The following is a 16,234-nucleotide window of genomic DNA, read 5'->3' on the forward strand; positions in this document are numbered from 1 at the left end:
AGCGGTCTGTTCGATTTGCTAGATAACGGGTGACTGACATGGCCAAACAAGCACGACACAAAGCGCGCCTGGTCGGCGCATTGCTGCTGGGCGGGGTGGCGCTAGGGGTGGCCGCCAGCGCCGCCTACCTGGTTCTGGGCGACGATGGCGGCCCTCAGCCGGTCAAGGTGGTGCTGGGCGACGGCAAGAGCGGACCGCCGGGCATGGCCTGGGTGCCGGGGCGCGAATTCCTGATGGGCAGCAGCCACAAACTGGCGCAACCCAATGAAATGCCGGCGCACAAGGTCTCGGTCAGCGGCTTCTGGATGGACGTGAACGATGTGACGAATGCGCAGTTCCGCCGCTTCGTCGAAGCGACGGGCTACGTCACCACCGCCGAACAGAAGCCCAAGTGGGAAGACCTGCAGGTGCAGCTGCCGCCAGGCACGCCGCGCCCGGACGACAAGCTGCTGGTGGCGGGCGCCATGGTGTTCGTCGGCACCGAGTCCGAGGTCTCCCTGCGCGACTACTCGCGCTGGTGGCGCTATGTGGCCGGCGCGAACTGGCGGCATCCGCAAGGCCCGGGCAGCTCGATTGCCGGCAAGGACGACCATCCCGTCGTGCAGGTCTCTTATGAAGACGCGAAGGCCTACGCCAAGTGGGCCGGCAAGCGCCTGCCCACCGAAACCGAATGGGAAATGGCGGCGCGTGGCGGCCTGGAGCAGGCCACCTACACCTGGGGGGAAGAACTGCTGCCGCAGGGCAAGGCCATGGCCAACATCTGGGATACCCAGCAGAAGCAGCCGTTTCCGGTCGTGAAGGACGAGAAGGTGCAGGTCGGCACCATGCCGGTGGGCAGCTTCTCGCCCAACGGCTACGGACTGTATGACATGGCGGGCAACGTGTGGCAATGGACGTCCGACTGGTATCGCGCCGACGCCTTCAAGATCCAGGCGCAGTACCGCCGTCCGCCGGCGGATCCGGCGGGGCCGGCCGACAGCTTCGACCCCGATGACGGCATCGTCCCGCCGGGCGCGCCCAAGCGCGTGACGCGCGGCGGTTCGTTCCTGTGCAGCGACACCTATTGCATCAGCTACCGCACCAGCGCCCGGCGCGGCACGGACCCGATGAACGGCATGTCGCACCTGGGTTTCCGCACGGTGATGACGACCCAGCAATGGAAGCTTGCCCAGAACAGCAAGAGCGGCGTCGCCAGCCGCTGACACACATCCGCGGGCGCAAGCTTGCGCCGGCCGCACAGGAGAAGGAATGCCGATGGTCAACCGCGACAGCATCCTCGAGTTGGAACGCGCCATGGCGCAGGCCGTGCTGGGCCAGGATGGGGTGATACGCGAGGTGCTGCTGGGTCTGCTGGCGGACGGCCACGTCCTGCTGGAAAGCCTGCCCGGCCTGGCCAAGACCCGCACCGTCAAGGCCCTGGCCGCGCATCTGGCGGCGGACATGAGCCGCATCCAGTTCACGCCCGACCTTCTGCCGTCGGACATCACCGGCGCCGAGGTGCTGCAGCAGGACGGGCAGGGAAACAGCCGCATCCAGTTCCAGCAGGGGCCGCTGTTCGGCAACCTGATACTGGCCGACGAGATCAACCGCGCGCCGGCCAAGGTGCAGGCCGCGCTGCTCGAGGCCATGGAGGAACGCCAGATCACGGTGGCGGGCACGACGCACCGCATGCCCGGGCTCTTCATGGTGCTGGCCACGCAGAACCCGATCGAGCAAGAGGGCACCTATCCCTTGCCCGAGGCGCAGATGGACCGCTTCATCATGAAGATCGTGCTGGACTATCCGGATGCCGACAGCGAGGTGCGCATGCTGGCGCTCCTGCGCGGCGAGTCGCGGCAGGATGCCGCGCCCGCCGAGGTCCGCCTGACGCAGGAGACCCTGTTCGCCTGCCGCGACGAGATCAATCGCGTGCATGTGTCGCCGGCGCTGGACCGCTATCTGGTCGATCTGGTCAACGCCACCCGCCATCCCGCCGCCTGCGACGCCGACCTGGCGCGCTGGATCCAGGTGGGCGCGAGTCCGCGCGGCGCGATCGCGCTGGATAAGGTGGCGCGCGCCCACGCCTGGCTGGCGGGGCTGGACTACGCCTCGCCCGACGACGTGCGCATTTCGGCCAAACCGGTGCTGCGGCACCGCCTGCACCTGAGCTATGACGCGGTCGCCGACGGCATCCACGCAGATCAGGTCATCGACAAACTGCTCGACGCGGTCGCCGTCCCGGTCTGAGGTCGCGATGCCCGCCGTCACGCCTGCTTCCGAGGTCCATGTCCGCATCGCGGACCTGATGGCGCTCGAGCCGGCCGCGCGCGGCCTGCGGTTCTCCAGCCGCCAGCCCGTCAATAGCATCCTGGCTGGCCAGCATGGTTCGCGCCTGCGCGGACGCGGCCTGGACTTCGAGGAACTGCGCCGTTATCTGCCCGGCGATGATCTGCGGCAGCTGGACTGGCGCGCCTCGCAAAGACTGGGCAAGCCCTATGTCCGCACCTACAGCGAAGAGCGCGACCGCCCGGTGCTGGTGGTGGTCGATCAGCGGATGGGGATGTACTTCGGTTCGGTCCGCAGCTTCAAGTCGGTGGTGGCGGCGCGCGTGGCCGCGCTGTCCGCCTGGATGGCGTTCCTGGCGGGCGACCGGGTCGGCGGCCTGGTGTTCAGTGACGCCGGCCTGGACAGCGTGCGCCCCTTGCGCAGCCGCGAACGTATCCAGGCGCTGTTCGCCGCCATCGCCCGGCGCAACCAGTCCATGAGCGCGGACCAGCCCGACCTGGACGCCTCGGGACGCCTGAACGAAGCGCTGGAAGGCGCGCTGGCCCATGCGCCGCATGATTGCCTGATCTGCCTGATCAGCGATTTCGCGGGCGCCGACGACAAGACCTTGCGCCTCTTGCGCACGGTGGCCGCGCACAACGACGTGATCGCCACGCTGGTGTATGACCCGCTGGCGCTGCGCCTGCCGCTGCAAGGCAGGCTGGTCGTGACGCAGGGAGAGCTGCAGGTGGAGCTGATGGCGGACCGGCGGCAAGTGCGCCAGCCGCTGGCGGATTTCTTCGCGGGGCGCCTGCATGACGTGGCACAGCTGCTGCGCCGCAGCCGCGTGCCGCTGCTTTCCATCGACACGGCGGACGACACCGTGGCGCAGGTGCGCCGCGAGTTGGGACGCCAGGCCGCGACGCCTGGAGCAGGGGGCAGCCGATGAGCACCGACGCCTTGCCCTCGGTAGACCAGCTGCGGCAGCTGCCGCTGCCCGAGCCGGTGAGCTACTGGCCTCAGACCTGGGGCTGGCTGGCCTTGCTGGCCGTGGTGGCGGTCGTGGCCGGCTGGGCCGCGTGGCGCATCGTGCGGCGCCACCGGCGCAACCGCTACCGCCGTGAAGGATTGCGCCGACTGGAGGCCATTCGCGTGGCCGCCCAGTCCGATCCGCTGGCCGCGCGGGACTTGCCCAGCCTGCTCAAGCGCGTCGGCCTGTCCGCCGTGGATGGGGCTGAGCGGACCAGGGTGGGCGCGCTGATGGGGCCGGAATGGGCAGACTGGATGGCGCGCACGGGCGGCGAGTTCCCCGCCGATGCCGATGCCCTGTTGCACGCGCTGGCCTATGCGCCGCCGGAGACGGTCCGGACCATCGCGCCGGAGCGCATGCAGCAGCTGTTCGCCGCAAGCCGGCAATGGATGGAGCGGCATCATGTGGCGGCTTGAGTATCCCTGGCTCTTGGCGCTGCTGCCGCTGGGCTGGCTGGCGTACCGCTATCTGCCACCCTATGTGCAGCGCCGGGGCGCGTTGCGCATTCCCTTTTTCGAGTCCGTGGCGCGCGCCGCGGGGCAGTCGCCGCAGCGTCCCGGCGTGCGCCGGGACCGCGGGCAGATGGCGCTCAACGCTTTGGTGTGGCTGCTGCTGGTGCTGGCGCTGGCCCGTCCGGAACGCGTCGAGCCGCCGCTGGAACACCGCCAGCCCGTGCGCGATCTGCTGCTCGCGCTCGACATCTCCCAATCCATGGAGACCGAGGATTTCGTCGATCCCTCGGGCAAGCACGAGGACCGGCTCACGGGCGTCAAGGCGGTGGTATCGGACTTCATCGCCCGCCGCAAGGACGATCGCCTGGGTTTGATCGTGTTCGGAACCGCCGCCTATCCGCAGGCGCCGCTGACGCAGGACCACGCCGCCCTGAACCTGCTGCTGGGCCAGGTGAGCACCCGCATGGCGGGGCCCAACACGGCCATCGGCGATGCGATCGGCGTGGCGGTCAAGCAATTCGAGCATGCGGCGGAACGCGACAAGGTCCTGATTCTGCTGACGGACGGCAACGATACCGGCAGCGCCGTGCCGCCGGACCGCGCCGCCGCGATGGCGGCCGCGCGCCACATCGTCATCCATACCATCGGCATTGGCGACCCCCAGGCGCAAGGCGAAGAGAAAGTCGATTTCGAGACCTTGCGCCAGATCGCGAGCAAGACGGGCGGACGCTTTTTCTCGGCGCAGGACCAGACCTCGCTGCGGCAGGTCTACGCCACGCTGGACCAGATCACGCCGCATGAGGTGCGCGAACTGCGGCATCAGCCCCGGCAGGATTTCTTCTGGGTGCCACTGGGCGCGGCCTTGTTGTTGCTGGCGGCCTGGCACCTGGCCGCAGCCCTGCGCGGGCGGAGGGGCGGCGGCCGGGACGCGCCGCAAAGCCCCGGGGCGGCAAGCAAGGAGGGCGCATGGAAATCGACCTGAGCGCCTTTCACTTCCTGCGCCCCTGGTGGCTGCTGGCGATTGCGCTGGCGGCGCTGCTGCTATGGCTGCGGCGGGCGGAGGGCGGCCGCTTGGGATGGCGCAGCAGCATTGCGCCGGCGCTGCTGCCCTATCTGATTGTGGACGCCCAGGGCAGCCGGGGACCGCGTCCCGTCCACGCGCTGGCGGCATTGCTGGCCGTGGGCGGTATCGCGGCGGCGGGGCCGACATGGCAGCAGGACCGTCCCGCCTTTCTGGACAACCAGGCGCCGCTGATCGTGGCCGTGGACCTGTCGCCTTCGATGGACGCCACGGATATCCCGCCCAGCCGCCTGGGCGCCGTCAAGCACAAGCTGCACGATCTGCTGGCGCGGCGCGCCGGGGCCAAGACCGGCCTGATCGCTTATGCGGGGTCGGCGCACCTGGTGCTGCCGCCCACGGACGATCCCGCCTTGCTGGACATGTTCATCCAGGCGCTGTCCACGGACCTGATCGCCAGCCCGGGCAAGGATGCCGCGGGCGCGATCGCGCTGGCGGCGACCGTCCTGGAGGGCAGCGCGGCCGGCGGCACGCTGCTGCTGGCGACGGATGGCGCCGATGCGCGCCAGTTCCCCGACATCGAACAACTGGCCAAGCGCAATGCCTTCCAGATCCTGGTGTGGGCGGCTGGAGCCGCCGATGGCGGCGTGTTGCGCGATGCCCGCGGCCAACCTCGAGTGGACGCCCAGGGCAAGCCGCTGCTGGGCGCCTTCGACGCCGACGGATTGAAGCAGCTGGCCCAAGCGGCGCGCGCGCCGCTGGGCAGCCTGAGCGTGAACGACGATGACCTGGACTGGGTCACCCTGCATGCGCAGCGCCACTTCCGGGAAGTGCAGGACAAGGACCAGCCCTTGAACTGGAGGGACGCCGGGTACTGGCTTTGCTGGCCGCTGGCCCTGCTGGCCTTGCTGGGGCTGCGGCGCGGCTGGAACGTGAACTGGATGGCCGGCCTGCTGCTGGCCTGGGTCACGGGCATCTATCCGCCGGCGGCAAATGCGGGTCCACTGGCCAATGCGTTCTTCACTCCGGACCAGCAAGGCCGCTGGGCCTATGAGCACAAACGCTTCGCGGACGCCGCGGCGCGGTTCCAGGATCCGTACTGGAAGGGACGCGCCGCCTACGACGCGGGCGACTACCGGACGGCGCTGGCCGCCTTTGCGCGGCTGGACACGCCCGAGGGCTACTTCTATCTGGGCAACACGCAGGCCCGGCTGCGCAGCTACGACGCCTCGCTCGCGGCCTATGACCAGGCGCTGCGCCTGCGCGCCGACTTTCCCGAGGCGCGGTTCAACCGGGATCTGGTGGCCAGGCTGCAAGCGGCGATCGAAAGCGAGCAGGAGGACGACGACCAGCAAGAGCCCGACGACGTCAGCTTCGACAACAAGAAGGGCGCAGGCAAGATGATGCAGGTGCCTGTCGCGCAGGCCGCGTCCGACGATGTGTGGCTGCGCAACCTGAGTCTGTCGCCGGGCGGCTTCCTGAAGCAGAAGTTCGCGATCGAAGACGCCAGGAAGGCGGCCGCTCCGCCGGCGGGAGCGCGCCCATGAACGCACTGACCGCCTTGCTGCGCTGGATATGGCTGCTGCTGGCATTGTCCGCCGCGTCGGCCGCCGCGCAAACCGCGGATCCCGGCCCGCAGCTGAAGGTGGAGGCGCGCATGGCGTCCCCCGGCGACCTGATGGTGGGCGCCACCGCCACCTTGCAGATCGACGTGCTGACCTCTACATGGTTCACCCAGCCGCCCGTATTGCCTGCCCTGGATATTCCCGGCGCGCTGGTCTCCGGGCCGTCCGGCCAGGCCACGATCATCCGCGCGACGATAGACGGCGTGGCGTACAACGGCCTGCGGTTTGCCTATCTGCTGAGCCCGGCGGCGGCTGGCGCCTTGCGCATTCCCGCGATCAAGGTCAGCGCCCAGGTCGGGCAGTCCGCCTCGCCGCTCACCGCGCAGACCCGGCCGCTGGAGGTCCGCGCGGCCGGGCCGCCCGGCGCCACGACCGGCCATGTGCTGGCCGCGACCTCGGTTCAGGCCACGCAGGAAATGCAGTATTCCGCCCAGCCGCCCGCCGTTGGCGACCATGTCAGCCGCGTCATCACCCTGCAGGCCCAGGGCGCACAAGCCATGCTGATCCCGCCGCCCGCGACGCCTGCGGTGCCGGGCCTGAAGCCATATCCCTCCGAACCCGTTCTGACGCAGCTGTCCGACAGCCGCGGCGTCTTCCTGGGCGGACAGCGCGTGGACCGCGTGGATTACGTGGTGGAACGCCCAGGCGCCTACGAATTGCCCGCCATCGACATCCGCTGGTGGAACGTCGCGACCAGCAAGGAAGAGCATCTGGTCCTGCCGGCGCAACGCTTCGAGGCCCGGGCCGGCGCGGCCTACCAGGCGCCGTTCTCGGTGGAGCAGGACCTCCGGGACATGGGCCGCCAGGTGCAGGTGCGCATTCCGGGCGGCTGGCTGGCGCTGGCCGCGGTGGCGGTCGCGGCGGCGCTGATCGCCTGGCTGGGCGCGCCGTGGTGGCGCCGGATCTGGACCTGGCTGCAGGCCCGCCGGGCCGCCCGGCGCCAGCGCTGGCTGGCGTCGGAACGTCATGCCGCGTTGGCGCTGCGCCGGGAGCTGGCTCACCCGAACAAGCGGCTGGACGCCCTTTACCTGTGGCTGCGCCGCAGCCGCCGCGCCGTGTCGCTGGCGCAGGCGACCGACGGGCTTCGCCCTGCCTTGCGGCAGGCGGGCGCGGAAGCCCTGCGCGAGTGCTATGGCCCCAGGCCGGACACCACGCAAGGATTCCGCACGCTGCGGCAGTCTTTTCCGCAATGGCGGCGTGCCTTCCGTCGGGCCGTCGCGCCGGTCCGCCCACACCGCCTGCTTCCCTTGAATCCGCGAACACCGGATGTCCGTGGTCCTTCCATGCCTTCAGGAGATCGGCAATGAACGTGTCATTCCTCCATACGCCGCTGCTGCGCGTCCAGCGCTGGTTCGCCGTCATGATCCTCATGATGCTGGCCAGCGTGGCGGGCGCGCAGACGCCGCTGCCGTCCTGGAACGACGGGCCGTCACGCCAGGCCATCCTGGCGTTCGTCGAGGCGGTGACGAAGGAGGGCGGCCCGGACTATGTCGCGCCGTCCGACCGCATTGCCGTTTTCGACAATGACGGCACGCTGTGGAGCGAGCAGCCGCTGTACTTCCAGCTGATATTCGCGCTGGACCAGATCAAGGTGATGGCGCCCCGGCATCCGGAATGGGCGCAGGAACAGCCCTACAAGGCCGCGATCGAGGGCGACCGCCAGGCCCTGGCGGCGGCCGGCACCGAAGGTCTCTTGAAGATCGTGGGCGTCACGCACACCAACATGACCACCCAGGCCTTCACTGAAGAGGTCAGGCAATGGGTGAAGACCGCCACGCACCCCCGCTACAAGCAGCCCTACACCAGCCTGATCTACGCGCCGATGCGCGAACTGCTGGACTACCTGCGCGGCAACGGCTTCAAGACCTACATCGTGTCGGGCGGCGAGGTCGAGTTCATGCGCGCCTGGGCGCAGGACGCCTATGGCATTCCGCCCGAACAGGTGATAGGCACCACCTTCGTCACCGAATTCAAGATGCAGGACGGCAAGCCGGTGCTGATGCGCACGCCCAAGCTGGACTACAACGACGACGGCCCGGGCAAGCCCGTTTCCATCAACAAGTTCATCGGCCGCCAGCCCATCTTCGCGTTCGGCAACTCGGATGGCGACCTGCAGATGCTGCAGTGGACGACGGCGGGCAGCGGCAAGCGCTTCGCCGGCCTGGTGCACCACACGGATGCCAGGCGCGAATGGGCTTACGACCGCGAGTCCAAGATAGGGCGCCTGGACAAGGCCTTGGACGAGGCTACGCAGAAAGGTTGGGTAATCGTGGATATGGCAAAGGAGTGGAAACGGGTTTTCGCATTTGAAACGCAATAGGTGCATGCAGTGATACGTTTGCGTGAGTGTTTTTTGTCCGCAAGGGCAGGGAGATAAAGCGATGAACGCAAGAAAACTGTTGAGCGCGGCGCTTTTCGCCGTGACGGGCCTGGCGGCCCTGGGGAGCGCGCATGCGCAGACCCAGGCCCCGCCGCCCAAGCAGGGCCAGGCGGAGGCTTCCGGCAAGAAGCCGAACATCCTGGTGATCTTTGGCGATGACATCGGCCAGACCAATATCAGCGCCTATGGCAAGGGGGTGGTGGGCTACACCACGCCCAACATCGACCGGATCGCCAGGGAAGGGGTGATGTTCACGGACTATTACGCCGAGAACAGCTGCACGGCGGGCCGCTCGTCCTTCATCACCGGCCAGTCGCCGCTGCGCACGGGCCTGTCCAAGGTGGGCGCTCCCGGCGCCCCGGTCGGCCTGCAAAAGGGCGACATCACCATTGCCGAGGCCTTGAAGTCCAAGGGCTACACCACTGCCCAGTTCGGCAAGAACCACCTGGGCGACAAGGACGAATACCTGCCGACGCACCACGGCTTCGACGAGTTCTTCGGCAACCTCTATCACCTGAACGCGGAAGAGGAACCCGAGCGTCCATACTGGCCCAAGGATCCCAACGATCCCTTCGTGAAGAACTTTTCTCCGCGCGGCGTGATCAAGGCCACGGCCGATGGCAAGGTGCAGGATACCGGCGCGCTCACCACCAAGCGCATGGAGACCATCGACGACGAGACCGTGGGCGCGGCGATCGACTACATCGACAAGCACGGCAAGGGCGACAACCCGTTCTTCGTGTGGATGAACACCACGCGCATGCACATCTACACGCACGTGCGGCCGGAACATCGCGGCAAGAGCGGCATGCCGGGCAACGATTACGCCGATGGCATGTGGGAGCATGACCAGGACGTGGGCAAGCTGCTGAAGAAGCTGGACGACATGGGCATCGCCGACAACACCATCGTCATCTACACCACGGACAACGGACCTAACCAGTTCTCATGGCCCGACGCGGCAACGACTCCCTTCCGCAGCGAAAAGAACTCGAACTGGGAAGGCGCGTTCCGCGTGCCGGCCATGGTCCGCTGGCCCGGCAAGATCCCCGCGGGGGAAATCAAGCGGGGCATGGTCTCCGGCCTGGACTGGTTCCCGACGCTGCTGGCGGCCACCGGCGACGAAACCGTCAAGGAACGTCTCCTGGACGGCTGGGCGCCGCAAGCCGGCGGCACCAAGTTCAAGGTGCATCTGGACGGCTACAACCAATTGCCCTACCTGACGGGCAAGCAGGACAAGAGCGCACGCAACGAGTTCTTCTACTTCAACGACGACGGGCTGCTCGTCGGCATGCGGTGGGATGACTGGAAAGCGGTGTTTTGCGAGCAACGGGCGCCGGGCAACTTCAATATCTGGCAAGACCCCTTTGTCTGCCTGCGCGTCCCGAAGATCTTCAACCTGCGCATGGATCCCTATGAACGCGCCGACATCACCTCCGATCAATACAACGATTGGCTGGCGAAGAATGCGTATCTGACCGAGATCGGCACATTGAAGGCTTCCGAATTCCTGCAGACCTTCGTGACCTATCCGCCGAGCCAGCGTCCCGCCAGCTTCAGCGTGGACCAGGTGCAGGAGCAGGTGCACAAGTCGATCGAGGCGCATTTCAAGGAACTCGAGAAGCAGAAAGCGAAGTGACGAGTGATCCTGGCGCCGGGCAGGCGCCAGGCCGGACCCGGGCGGCGCGCCTTGCGCCGCCCGGCAACACGCTAGAGGAACGGCGTAATGGGCATGGGGGCAGGTGAAGTGGCGGCAATGAAAGTCCCGGACGCGCGGCAAGCTCAAAACGGCGCGCGACCCTTGACGACGACGCGGCCGGCGGCCCTGCTGTTCCTGTCGGGAGCGGCGGCGCTGGTCTTTCAGGTGCTGTGGATCAAGCAGTTGTCGCTGGTGGTCGGCGTGGAGGTCAGCGCGATCGCCGGGGCGGTCGGCGCGTTCTTCCTGGGCCTGGCGCTGGGCGGCTGGGTGCTGGGCCGGCAGGCGGACCGCCTGCGTCGGCCGCTGCGGTTCTACGCCTTGCTGGAAGTGGCGGTCGCGGTGTCCTGCGTGGCCGTGACCTGGGCGCTGGCGCAGAGCGCGGCGCCGTTCGTCGCGGTCGAGGCGCGCAGCGGCGTGGCCGCCTGGCTGCTGGTCGGCGTGCTGCTGGCCATTCCTTCTTTTCTGATGGGCGGCACCTTGCCGGTGCTGCTGCGGGCGGTCAACCGGCAGGACGCCGCCGCAAGCCGCCGGGGCGGCGCCCTGTACGCCGCCAATACCTGCGGCGCGATCCTGGGCGCCTTGCTGCCCGCCTTTTTCCTGATCCCGCGCTTCGGCGTGCAGGGCGCGGCGCTGGCCGCGGCCTGCCTGAACCTGCTGGCCGCCGCGGGCGCGTGGGCGCTGGAACGCAAGACGGGCGAACCCGCCGTGCCGGCCTTGGCGGACACGGCTGCCGGGCATCCGCTGTCCGGCGAAGCCCGCCTGGCCGTGGCGCTGTACGCCGTGGCGGGCGGCATCGCGCTGGGCTATGAAGTGATCTGGTCGCAAATGGTCGTGCCCTTCATGAGCACGCGGGCCTTTGCCTTTGCCATCGTGCTGGCCACCTACCTGATGGGGCTGGCGATCGGCGCGGCGCTGTATTCGCGCGTTGCGCACCGGGTGCGCAATCCCTGGGCCGTGTTTGGCGGGCTGATCGCCGGGGCCGGACTGATCGCCGTCCTGGAAGTCGCGGTGCTGGGCAAATGGCTGATCGTCGCGCAGACCTATGCGGAAGCCGCGATTCTTCAATGGACCGGCAGCGCATTCGCCGGCATGTGCGCCCGTTTCGCCGTGGCGGCGGCCGGCTTCGTGCTGGCGCCGACGCTCTTGCTGGGCGCGGCGTTTCCCGCGGTGCTGCGCATCGCGGCGGGCGACCAGCGGGTAGGTCGCGACGCCGGCGCGGTGCTGGCCTGCAACACCCTGGGCGGCATCGCCGGCACCTTGCTGACGGGCTTTGTGCTGGTGCCCGCGCTGGGACTCGTGCGCAGCCTGGGCGTCCTGGCGGTGCTTGCCGCCCTGGTGGGCGCGGCGGCGGCGTGGCGCGGGCGGCAGGCCGGGCCGGCCGCGGCCACGACCGGCTGGGTCACGGGCCTGGTCGGCCTGGCGACGCTGGCCGTGGCCGTCACGATACCGGCGGACCAGTTCGCGCGCCTCTTGCCCGGCGCCAGCGGCGCCGGCCTCGTGTTCTACGAAGAAAGCCATGGCGGCACGGTCGCCGTGGTGGAACCGGCAGGCAACGGCAACCGGTTCCGGCGCCTCTATATTCAGGGCGTATCCAATTCCGGCGACGCCATGCCCTCGCTGCGCTATATGCGGCTGCAGGCACTGCTGCCGCTCATCGTCCACAACGGCGAACCCCGCTCGGCGCTGGTGGTGGGCTATGGCACCGGCATCACCGCCGGCGCGCTGTCCCAGTACCGGCCGCTGGAAAAGCGCGTGGTGGCCGAACTGCTGCCCGCGGTGCTGCGCGCCGGATCCCGCTTCCAGGGCACATATCAGGCCATCGCCGACCCAGGGCTGGAAAAGCGCGTGCAGGATGGCCGGCGCGCCTTGCAGGCCAGCGACGAGCGCTGGGACCTGATCACGCTGGAGCCGCCGCCTCCGTCCGCCGCCGGCGTGGTCAATCTTTACTCGCGCGACTTCTACGCGCTGGCCGCCGGGAGGCTGGCGCCGCATGGCATCGTGGCCCAATGGCTGCCGCTGCCCACTCAGAACATAGAAGACACCCGCGCTCTGGTCGCCAGCTTCATCGACGTCTTCCCGCACGCGCAGCTGTGGACCAGCGAATTGCACGAGATGCTGCTGGTAGGCTCGCTGCAACCCCTGGAACTGGACGCCGCGAAAATCGAGGCGCGCTACGGCCAGCCCGATACCGCGGCGGCGCTCAAGGCGGTGGGCATCTCGTCGGCAGGCGCATTGCTGTCGACCTGGGTCACCGACCGCGCCGGCCTGGCCCGCTTTGCCGGCGACACGCCGGCGGTGACGGACGACCGTCCCGGCATCGAGTACGCCACCTGGGTGCGTCCGCGGGAAATCACCCGGGTGCTGCCGCGCATGCTCGCGCTGCGCAGCGAACCTCCCTTGCGCGGTGCGTCGGACGCCTTGCTGGCGGAGATGGACCTGGAGCGCGCGCGGCTGGATACCTTTTATCGCGCATCGTTGGCCGCGTATGCGGGCGACCGCGAGACCTGGGGCAGGGAACTGAACAAGCTCGCCAGGAACGATGGCGACAACGCGTACTACAGGTGGTTCATGGCGGGCAGTGGTCGTTGACTCGGCCACATATCAGTTCGGGATCTCGACAGGAACCATGCAGCATGCTCATTCGGCACGATGTACGTCGGTTGATCGGGGCGTTGGGCATGATGGTGGCAATGGGCGCGGCCGACATCCAGGCGCAGCCGGCGTCATTCACCGATCCGGAGGATGGCGCCTTTGACATGAGCGATTTCCTCCTGCATCGCAAGGGCGTACTGCCGGTTCCAATGGTCATCACCGAGCCAGCGGTGGGCTATGGCGGGGGGCTGATGCTGCTGCACTTTTCCGAATCGCTGGCGGAGGCCGGGCAAAAGTCCAGGGAAGCTGGCGGTCCTTTGACTCCGCCAAATATCACGGGCGTGGCCGCCATGGGGACGGAGAACGGCTCGCGTGGCGCCGGTCTTTTTCATTTTCACACCTGGGACCAGGACCGCTATCGGTACATCGGCGCCTTGGCGCAAGGCCGGATGAATCTGGAGTACTACGGCTTGCTCAACCAGGGACGAAGCTACGAACTCAAGGGCACATTCCTGGTTCAGCAACTGCTCGCCAAGGTCGGCGATTCCCGCTGGTACATCGGACCGCGCTATACCTATTTCAAATCGGATACGACCTTTACGGGCGCCGCCGCCACCGAGCTGGGCATCAAGGACCAGTCGCTCAGCGTCGGCAAGCTCGGGCTCGTTGTCGACTACGACAATCGCGACAACATGTTCTATCCGACCAAAGGCAGCTATGCCGAGCTGGAGGCCCAGTTTGCCCGGAACTGGCTGGGCAGCTCCAAGTCGTTCGAGAACTACCGTGCGGTCGGCTACACCTGGCTGCCGCTGAATCCGAAATGGACACTAGGCCTGCGGCTGGACGGACAAACCACCAGCGGGTCCGTGCCGTTCTACGCGCAGCCGTATGTCGATCTGCGCGGCGTGTCCCGCGGACGCTACCAGGACAGGACCGCGCTGGCCACGGAAATGGAGTTGCGCTGGAACGTAACGCCACGCTGGTCGATCCTCGGTTTCAGCGGTGTAGGCAAGGCTTATGGACGCTGGAGGTCGTTCGGGGAGGCCGACAATGTCGTAAGCGTAGGAACGGGCTTTCGTTATCTGATCGCGCGAAAGCTGGGCTTGACGGTTGGCATCGATATCGCACACAGCAAAGACCAGAATGCGTTCTATATCCAGGTGGGCAGCGCATGGCGCTAGGTTGCGCCGCCAACGCGCTTAACTGCATATCCGCCGCCACGGCGCTATGCCGAACGGCGAGCAATATCCCGGGCAGGGCGTGGCGATCGACACGCCGCTCTGGCAGCGCAGCTCGGGCTCCCTGTTGCCATAGGGCACCGAGCCCTTGCAGTCGCAGCGTGCCAGTCCCGCGCCCGAAGGCAGGCCCTTGACGGGTTCGGGCTCGGGAGTGGGAGCGGGCTTGGGTTTTGCCTTGGCTTGGGGCTGCGTCTGAGCCTGTGCTTGAGCTTGGGGCGAGGCCTGCGCCTGGCTCTTGGGCTTTGGCGGTTCCTCGCTGGTTCCGGCAGTGACTTCCCGCACCTTCGCCACCGGCATATTGCAGGACTTGGCAATCGATTTGACCGACTGGCCGTCCTTCGCCATGGCGACGATCTTCTTGTCGCTGCAGGCCGCGTCGGCATTGGACGTGGACAGAGTGATGAAGGCGAAAACAGCGGCGGCGAACAAGCGCGGTCTATGCAGTGTCATGGCACGCCTCCAACACCAAAAATCCGGATCGGGGAATACTCCGTAGTCTGTATGACAGGTTGGGTTTGCGGGCTAGCGTAGTGCCCCGGATTCCGCGGTGTCAATGCGGCCCGATTAATTGAAAAGAGGCGCGGGGAGCCTTGGCATGGAGGCTGGTGATGCTTGCTCGGTGCGATTGAACGTAGTCAGCCCCCGCACTGGTATACCAGCAACGATAGGGAAAGGCCCCCCACGCCGCGCACGCTACGCGTGCTTGCTGCCCCCCCGAGGGGGGCGCTTTTTGCCTTGGGGCGGCCCGGCGGCAAAATGGCCCCCCACGCCGCGCACGCCTCGCGTGCTTGCTGCCCGAGGGGGGCCACCTGAACTCGCATCAGGCCGTCAACAGTCCCTCACGCTCGCTCGGCGCGAACACATGCGCCGCGATCTCGGCCTCGGCCTGGGCGCGCGCGGCCTCGAGCGCTTCTTCGCCGCGCGCCGTGCCCTGCACCGAAAAGAACGTCACGTCCCGCAACCCTATCGTCCCCAGCACGTGCTTCAGATAGGGCGTCAGGAAGTCGGGCTGACGCGCGGCGTCGCCCGAGAACTCGCCGCCGGAAGAGATCGCCACATAGACGGGGCGATCCGCCAGTGTGCCCACCTTGCCTTCGGGCGTGATCTGGAATGTGCTGCGTACCCGCACCACATGGTCGATCCAGACCTTCAACGACGCGGGCACCGTGAAGTTGTGCATGGGCGTCGCAATCACGATGTGGCTGGCGCTTTGCAGGCTTTCGATCAGCTCGCCGGACTGGCGCAGCGCGCCGCGGCCCAGGATCTCTCCGGCAGGATCCGCCCGCGCGCTCAGGGCGGCGGCGTAATCCTGGTCAACGTGGGGCAGGGCAGTGGCGTCGATTTCGGTCACCTGGGCGTCCGGGCCGCCGGCGGATGCGGCCAGGCGGTCCACCAGTCGTTGCGACAAACGATAGCTTTCGGATGCGCGGCCCCTCGGGCTGCAGGTAATGTGCAAAATGTTCATGCGATGGTTCATGCTTTCGGGGCTCCCGCGGTCTTGCAGAATCGGATGGCGCTGGTGAGCAGGCCAAACCGGAAATAAAAGCGCTGGGCCAGGGCGTTGGACAGGCCGGTGTCCAGCACCAGCCGCGCGCATTGGCTGTCGTGGGCGACGCCGTCCAGGTGGTCCAACAGCTTGGCTCCCCAGCGTTCGCCGCGGCGGCCGCTGGCCACCACCAGGTCGTCCACATACAGGAAGCGGCCGTAGACCAGGTTTTCCTGGAACCGGTAGCCGGCCAGCGCGACCACCTCGCCGCCGTGCATCGCGGCCAGCAAGCGGTAGCGCTCCTGCCGCATGCGGCCGATACGCTCGATGAAGTCCTCCTCGTGCTCCAGATGGGGACGCAGTTCGCGCATCAGCGGCAGGCAGGCGCGCAGTTCTTCCGGAGTCTCTATATGGCGCAGGGCCGTTTCTGTCATGGATGTGGTCATTGGATCAACGCCTGAGGGCGGGGC

The 16,234-nt window shown here is 67.8% G+C and carries 14 protein-coding genes; 11 read left to right on the top strand and 3 right to left on the bottom strand.

The genetic code is table 11. The features are described from left to right. The first annotated feature begins 38 nt into the window (after window positions 1-38). The 11 genes from HLG70_RS06920 (at window position 39) to HLG70_RS06970 (ending at window position 14,221) form a co-directional block, all read left to right on the top strand. Complete coding sequence (locus HLG70_RS06920; RefSeq protein ID WP_171662470.1) at window positions 39-1,202, top strand: formylglycine-generating enzyme family protein; 1,164 nt, start codon at window positions 39-41, stop codon at window positions 1,200-1,202. A 52-nt stretch (window positions 1,203-1,254) separates the two neighbouring features. Further along, window positions 1,255-2,226: an AAA family ATPase gene (locus HLG70_RS06925; protein WP_171662655.1), complete on the top strand. Its 972-nt coding sequence runs from the start codon at window positions 1,255-1,257 to the stop codon at window positions 2,224-2,226. A 7-nt stretch (window positions 2,227-2,233) separates the two neighbouring features. Beyond that, the gene (locus tag HLG70_RS06930; protein ID WP_171662469.1) at window positions 2,234-3,193 is read left to right on the top strand and encodes a DUF58 domain-containing protein; all 960 of its coding nucleotides are present in this window, start codon (window positions 2,234-2,236) and stop codon (window positions 3,191-3,193) included. Next, the gene (locus HLG70_RS06935) at window positions 3,190-3,690 is read left to right on the top strand and encodes a DUF4381 domain-containing protein (RefSeq protein WP_171662468.1); all 501 of its coding nucleotides are present in this window, start codon (window positions 3,190-3,192) and stop codon (window positions 3,688-3,690) included. The genes HLG70_RS06930 and HLG70_RS06935 overlap by 4 nt, the downstream gene beginning before the upstream one ends. Beyond that, window positions 3,677-4,708, top strand: coding sequence for a vWA domain-containing protein (locus HLG70_RS06940; protein WP_171662467.1), 1,032 nt, complete (start codon window positions 3,677-3,679; stop codon window positions 4,706-4,708). Before HLG70_RS06935 ends, HLG70_RS06940 begins: the two co-directional genes overlap by 14 nt. After that, complete coding sequence (locus tag HLG70_RS06945; RefSeq protein ID WP_171662466.1) at window positions 4,693-6,291, top strand: VWA domain-containing protein; 1,599 nt, start codon at window positions 4,693-4,695, stop codon at window positions 6,289-6,291. The genes HLG70_RS06940 and HLG70_RS06945 overlap by 16 nt, the downstream gene beginning before the upstream one ends. Then, a complete protein-coding gene (locus HLG70_RS06950; protein WP_171662465.1) occupies window positions 6,288-7,676 on the top strand; it encodes a BatD family protein in 1,389 nt (462 codons plus the stop codon). Before HLG70_RS06945 ends, HLG70_RS06950 begins: the two co-directional genes overlap by 4 nt. Continuing rightward, window positions 7,673-8,689, top strand: coding sequence for an HAD family hydrolase (locus tag HLG70_RS06955; RefSeq protein ID WP_171662464.1), 1,017 nt, complete (start codon window positions 7,673-7,675; stop codon window positions 8,687-8,689). The genes HLG70_RS06950 and HLG70_RS06955 overlap by 4 nt, the downstream gene beginning before the upstream one ends. A gap of 61 nt (window positions 8,690-8,750) precedes the next feature. Continuing rightward, window positions 8,751-10,388, top strand: a complete 1,638-nt coding sequence (locus tag HLG70_RS06960) for an arylsulfatase (protein WP_171662463.1) — start codon at window positions 8,751-8,753, stop codon at window positions 10,386-10,388. A 93-nt stretch (window positions 10,389-10,481) separates the two neighbouring features. Further along, the gene (locus tag HLG70_RS06965; protein ID WP_419144809.1) at window positions 10,482-13,037 is read left to right on the top strand and encodes a fused MFS/spermidine synthase; all 2,556 of its coding nucleotides are present in this window, start codon (window positions 10,482-10,484) and stop codon (window positions 13,035-13,037) included. A 44-nt stretch (window positions 13,038-13,081) separates the two neighbouring features. Continuing rightward, window positions 13,082-14,221: a BamA/TamA family outer membrane protein gene (locus HLG70_RS06970; protein WP_171662461.1), complete on the top strand. Its 1,140-nt coding sequence runs from the start codon at window positions 13,082-13,084 to the stop codon at window positions 14,219-14,221. 18 nt (window positions 14,222-14,239) lie between these two features. Here the strand turns inward: HLG70_RS06970 and HLG70_RS06975 are convergent, their stop codons facing one another. The 3 genes from HLG70_RS06975 to HLG70_RS06985 form a co-directional block, all read right to left on the bottom strand. Then, the gene (locus HLG70_RS06975) at window positions 14,240-14,728 is read right to left on the bottom strand and encodes a hypothetical protein (protein ID WP_171662460.1); all 489 of its coding nucleotides are present in this window, start codon (window positions 14,726-14,728) and stop codon (window positions 14,240-14,242) included. A 370-nt stretch (window positions 14,729-15,098) separates the two neighbouring features. Continuing rightward, window positions 15,099-15,743: an FMN-dependent NADH-azoreductase gene (locus tag HLG70_RS06980; protein WP_171662459.1), complete on the bottom strand. Its 645-nt coding sequence runs from the start codon at window positions 15,741-15,743 to the stop codon at window positions 15,099-15,101. An 8-nt stretch (window positions 15,744-15,751) separates the two neighbouring features. Further along, a complete protein-coding gene (locus HLG70_RS06985; RefSeq protein ID WP_171662458.1) occupies window positions 15,752-16,198 on the bottom strand; it encodes a GNAT family N-acetyltransferase in 447 nt (148 codons plus the stop codon). Window positions 16,199-16,234: the final 36 nt, after the last annotated feature.

The sequence above is a fragment of the Achromobacter deleyi genome, assembly GCF_013116765.2.
Lineage (GTDB): Bacteria > Pseudomonadota > Gammaproteobacteria > Burkholderiales > Burkholderiaceae_B > Achromobacter > Achromobacter deleyi_A.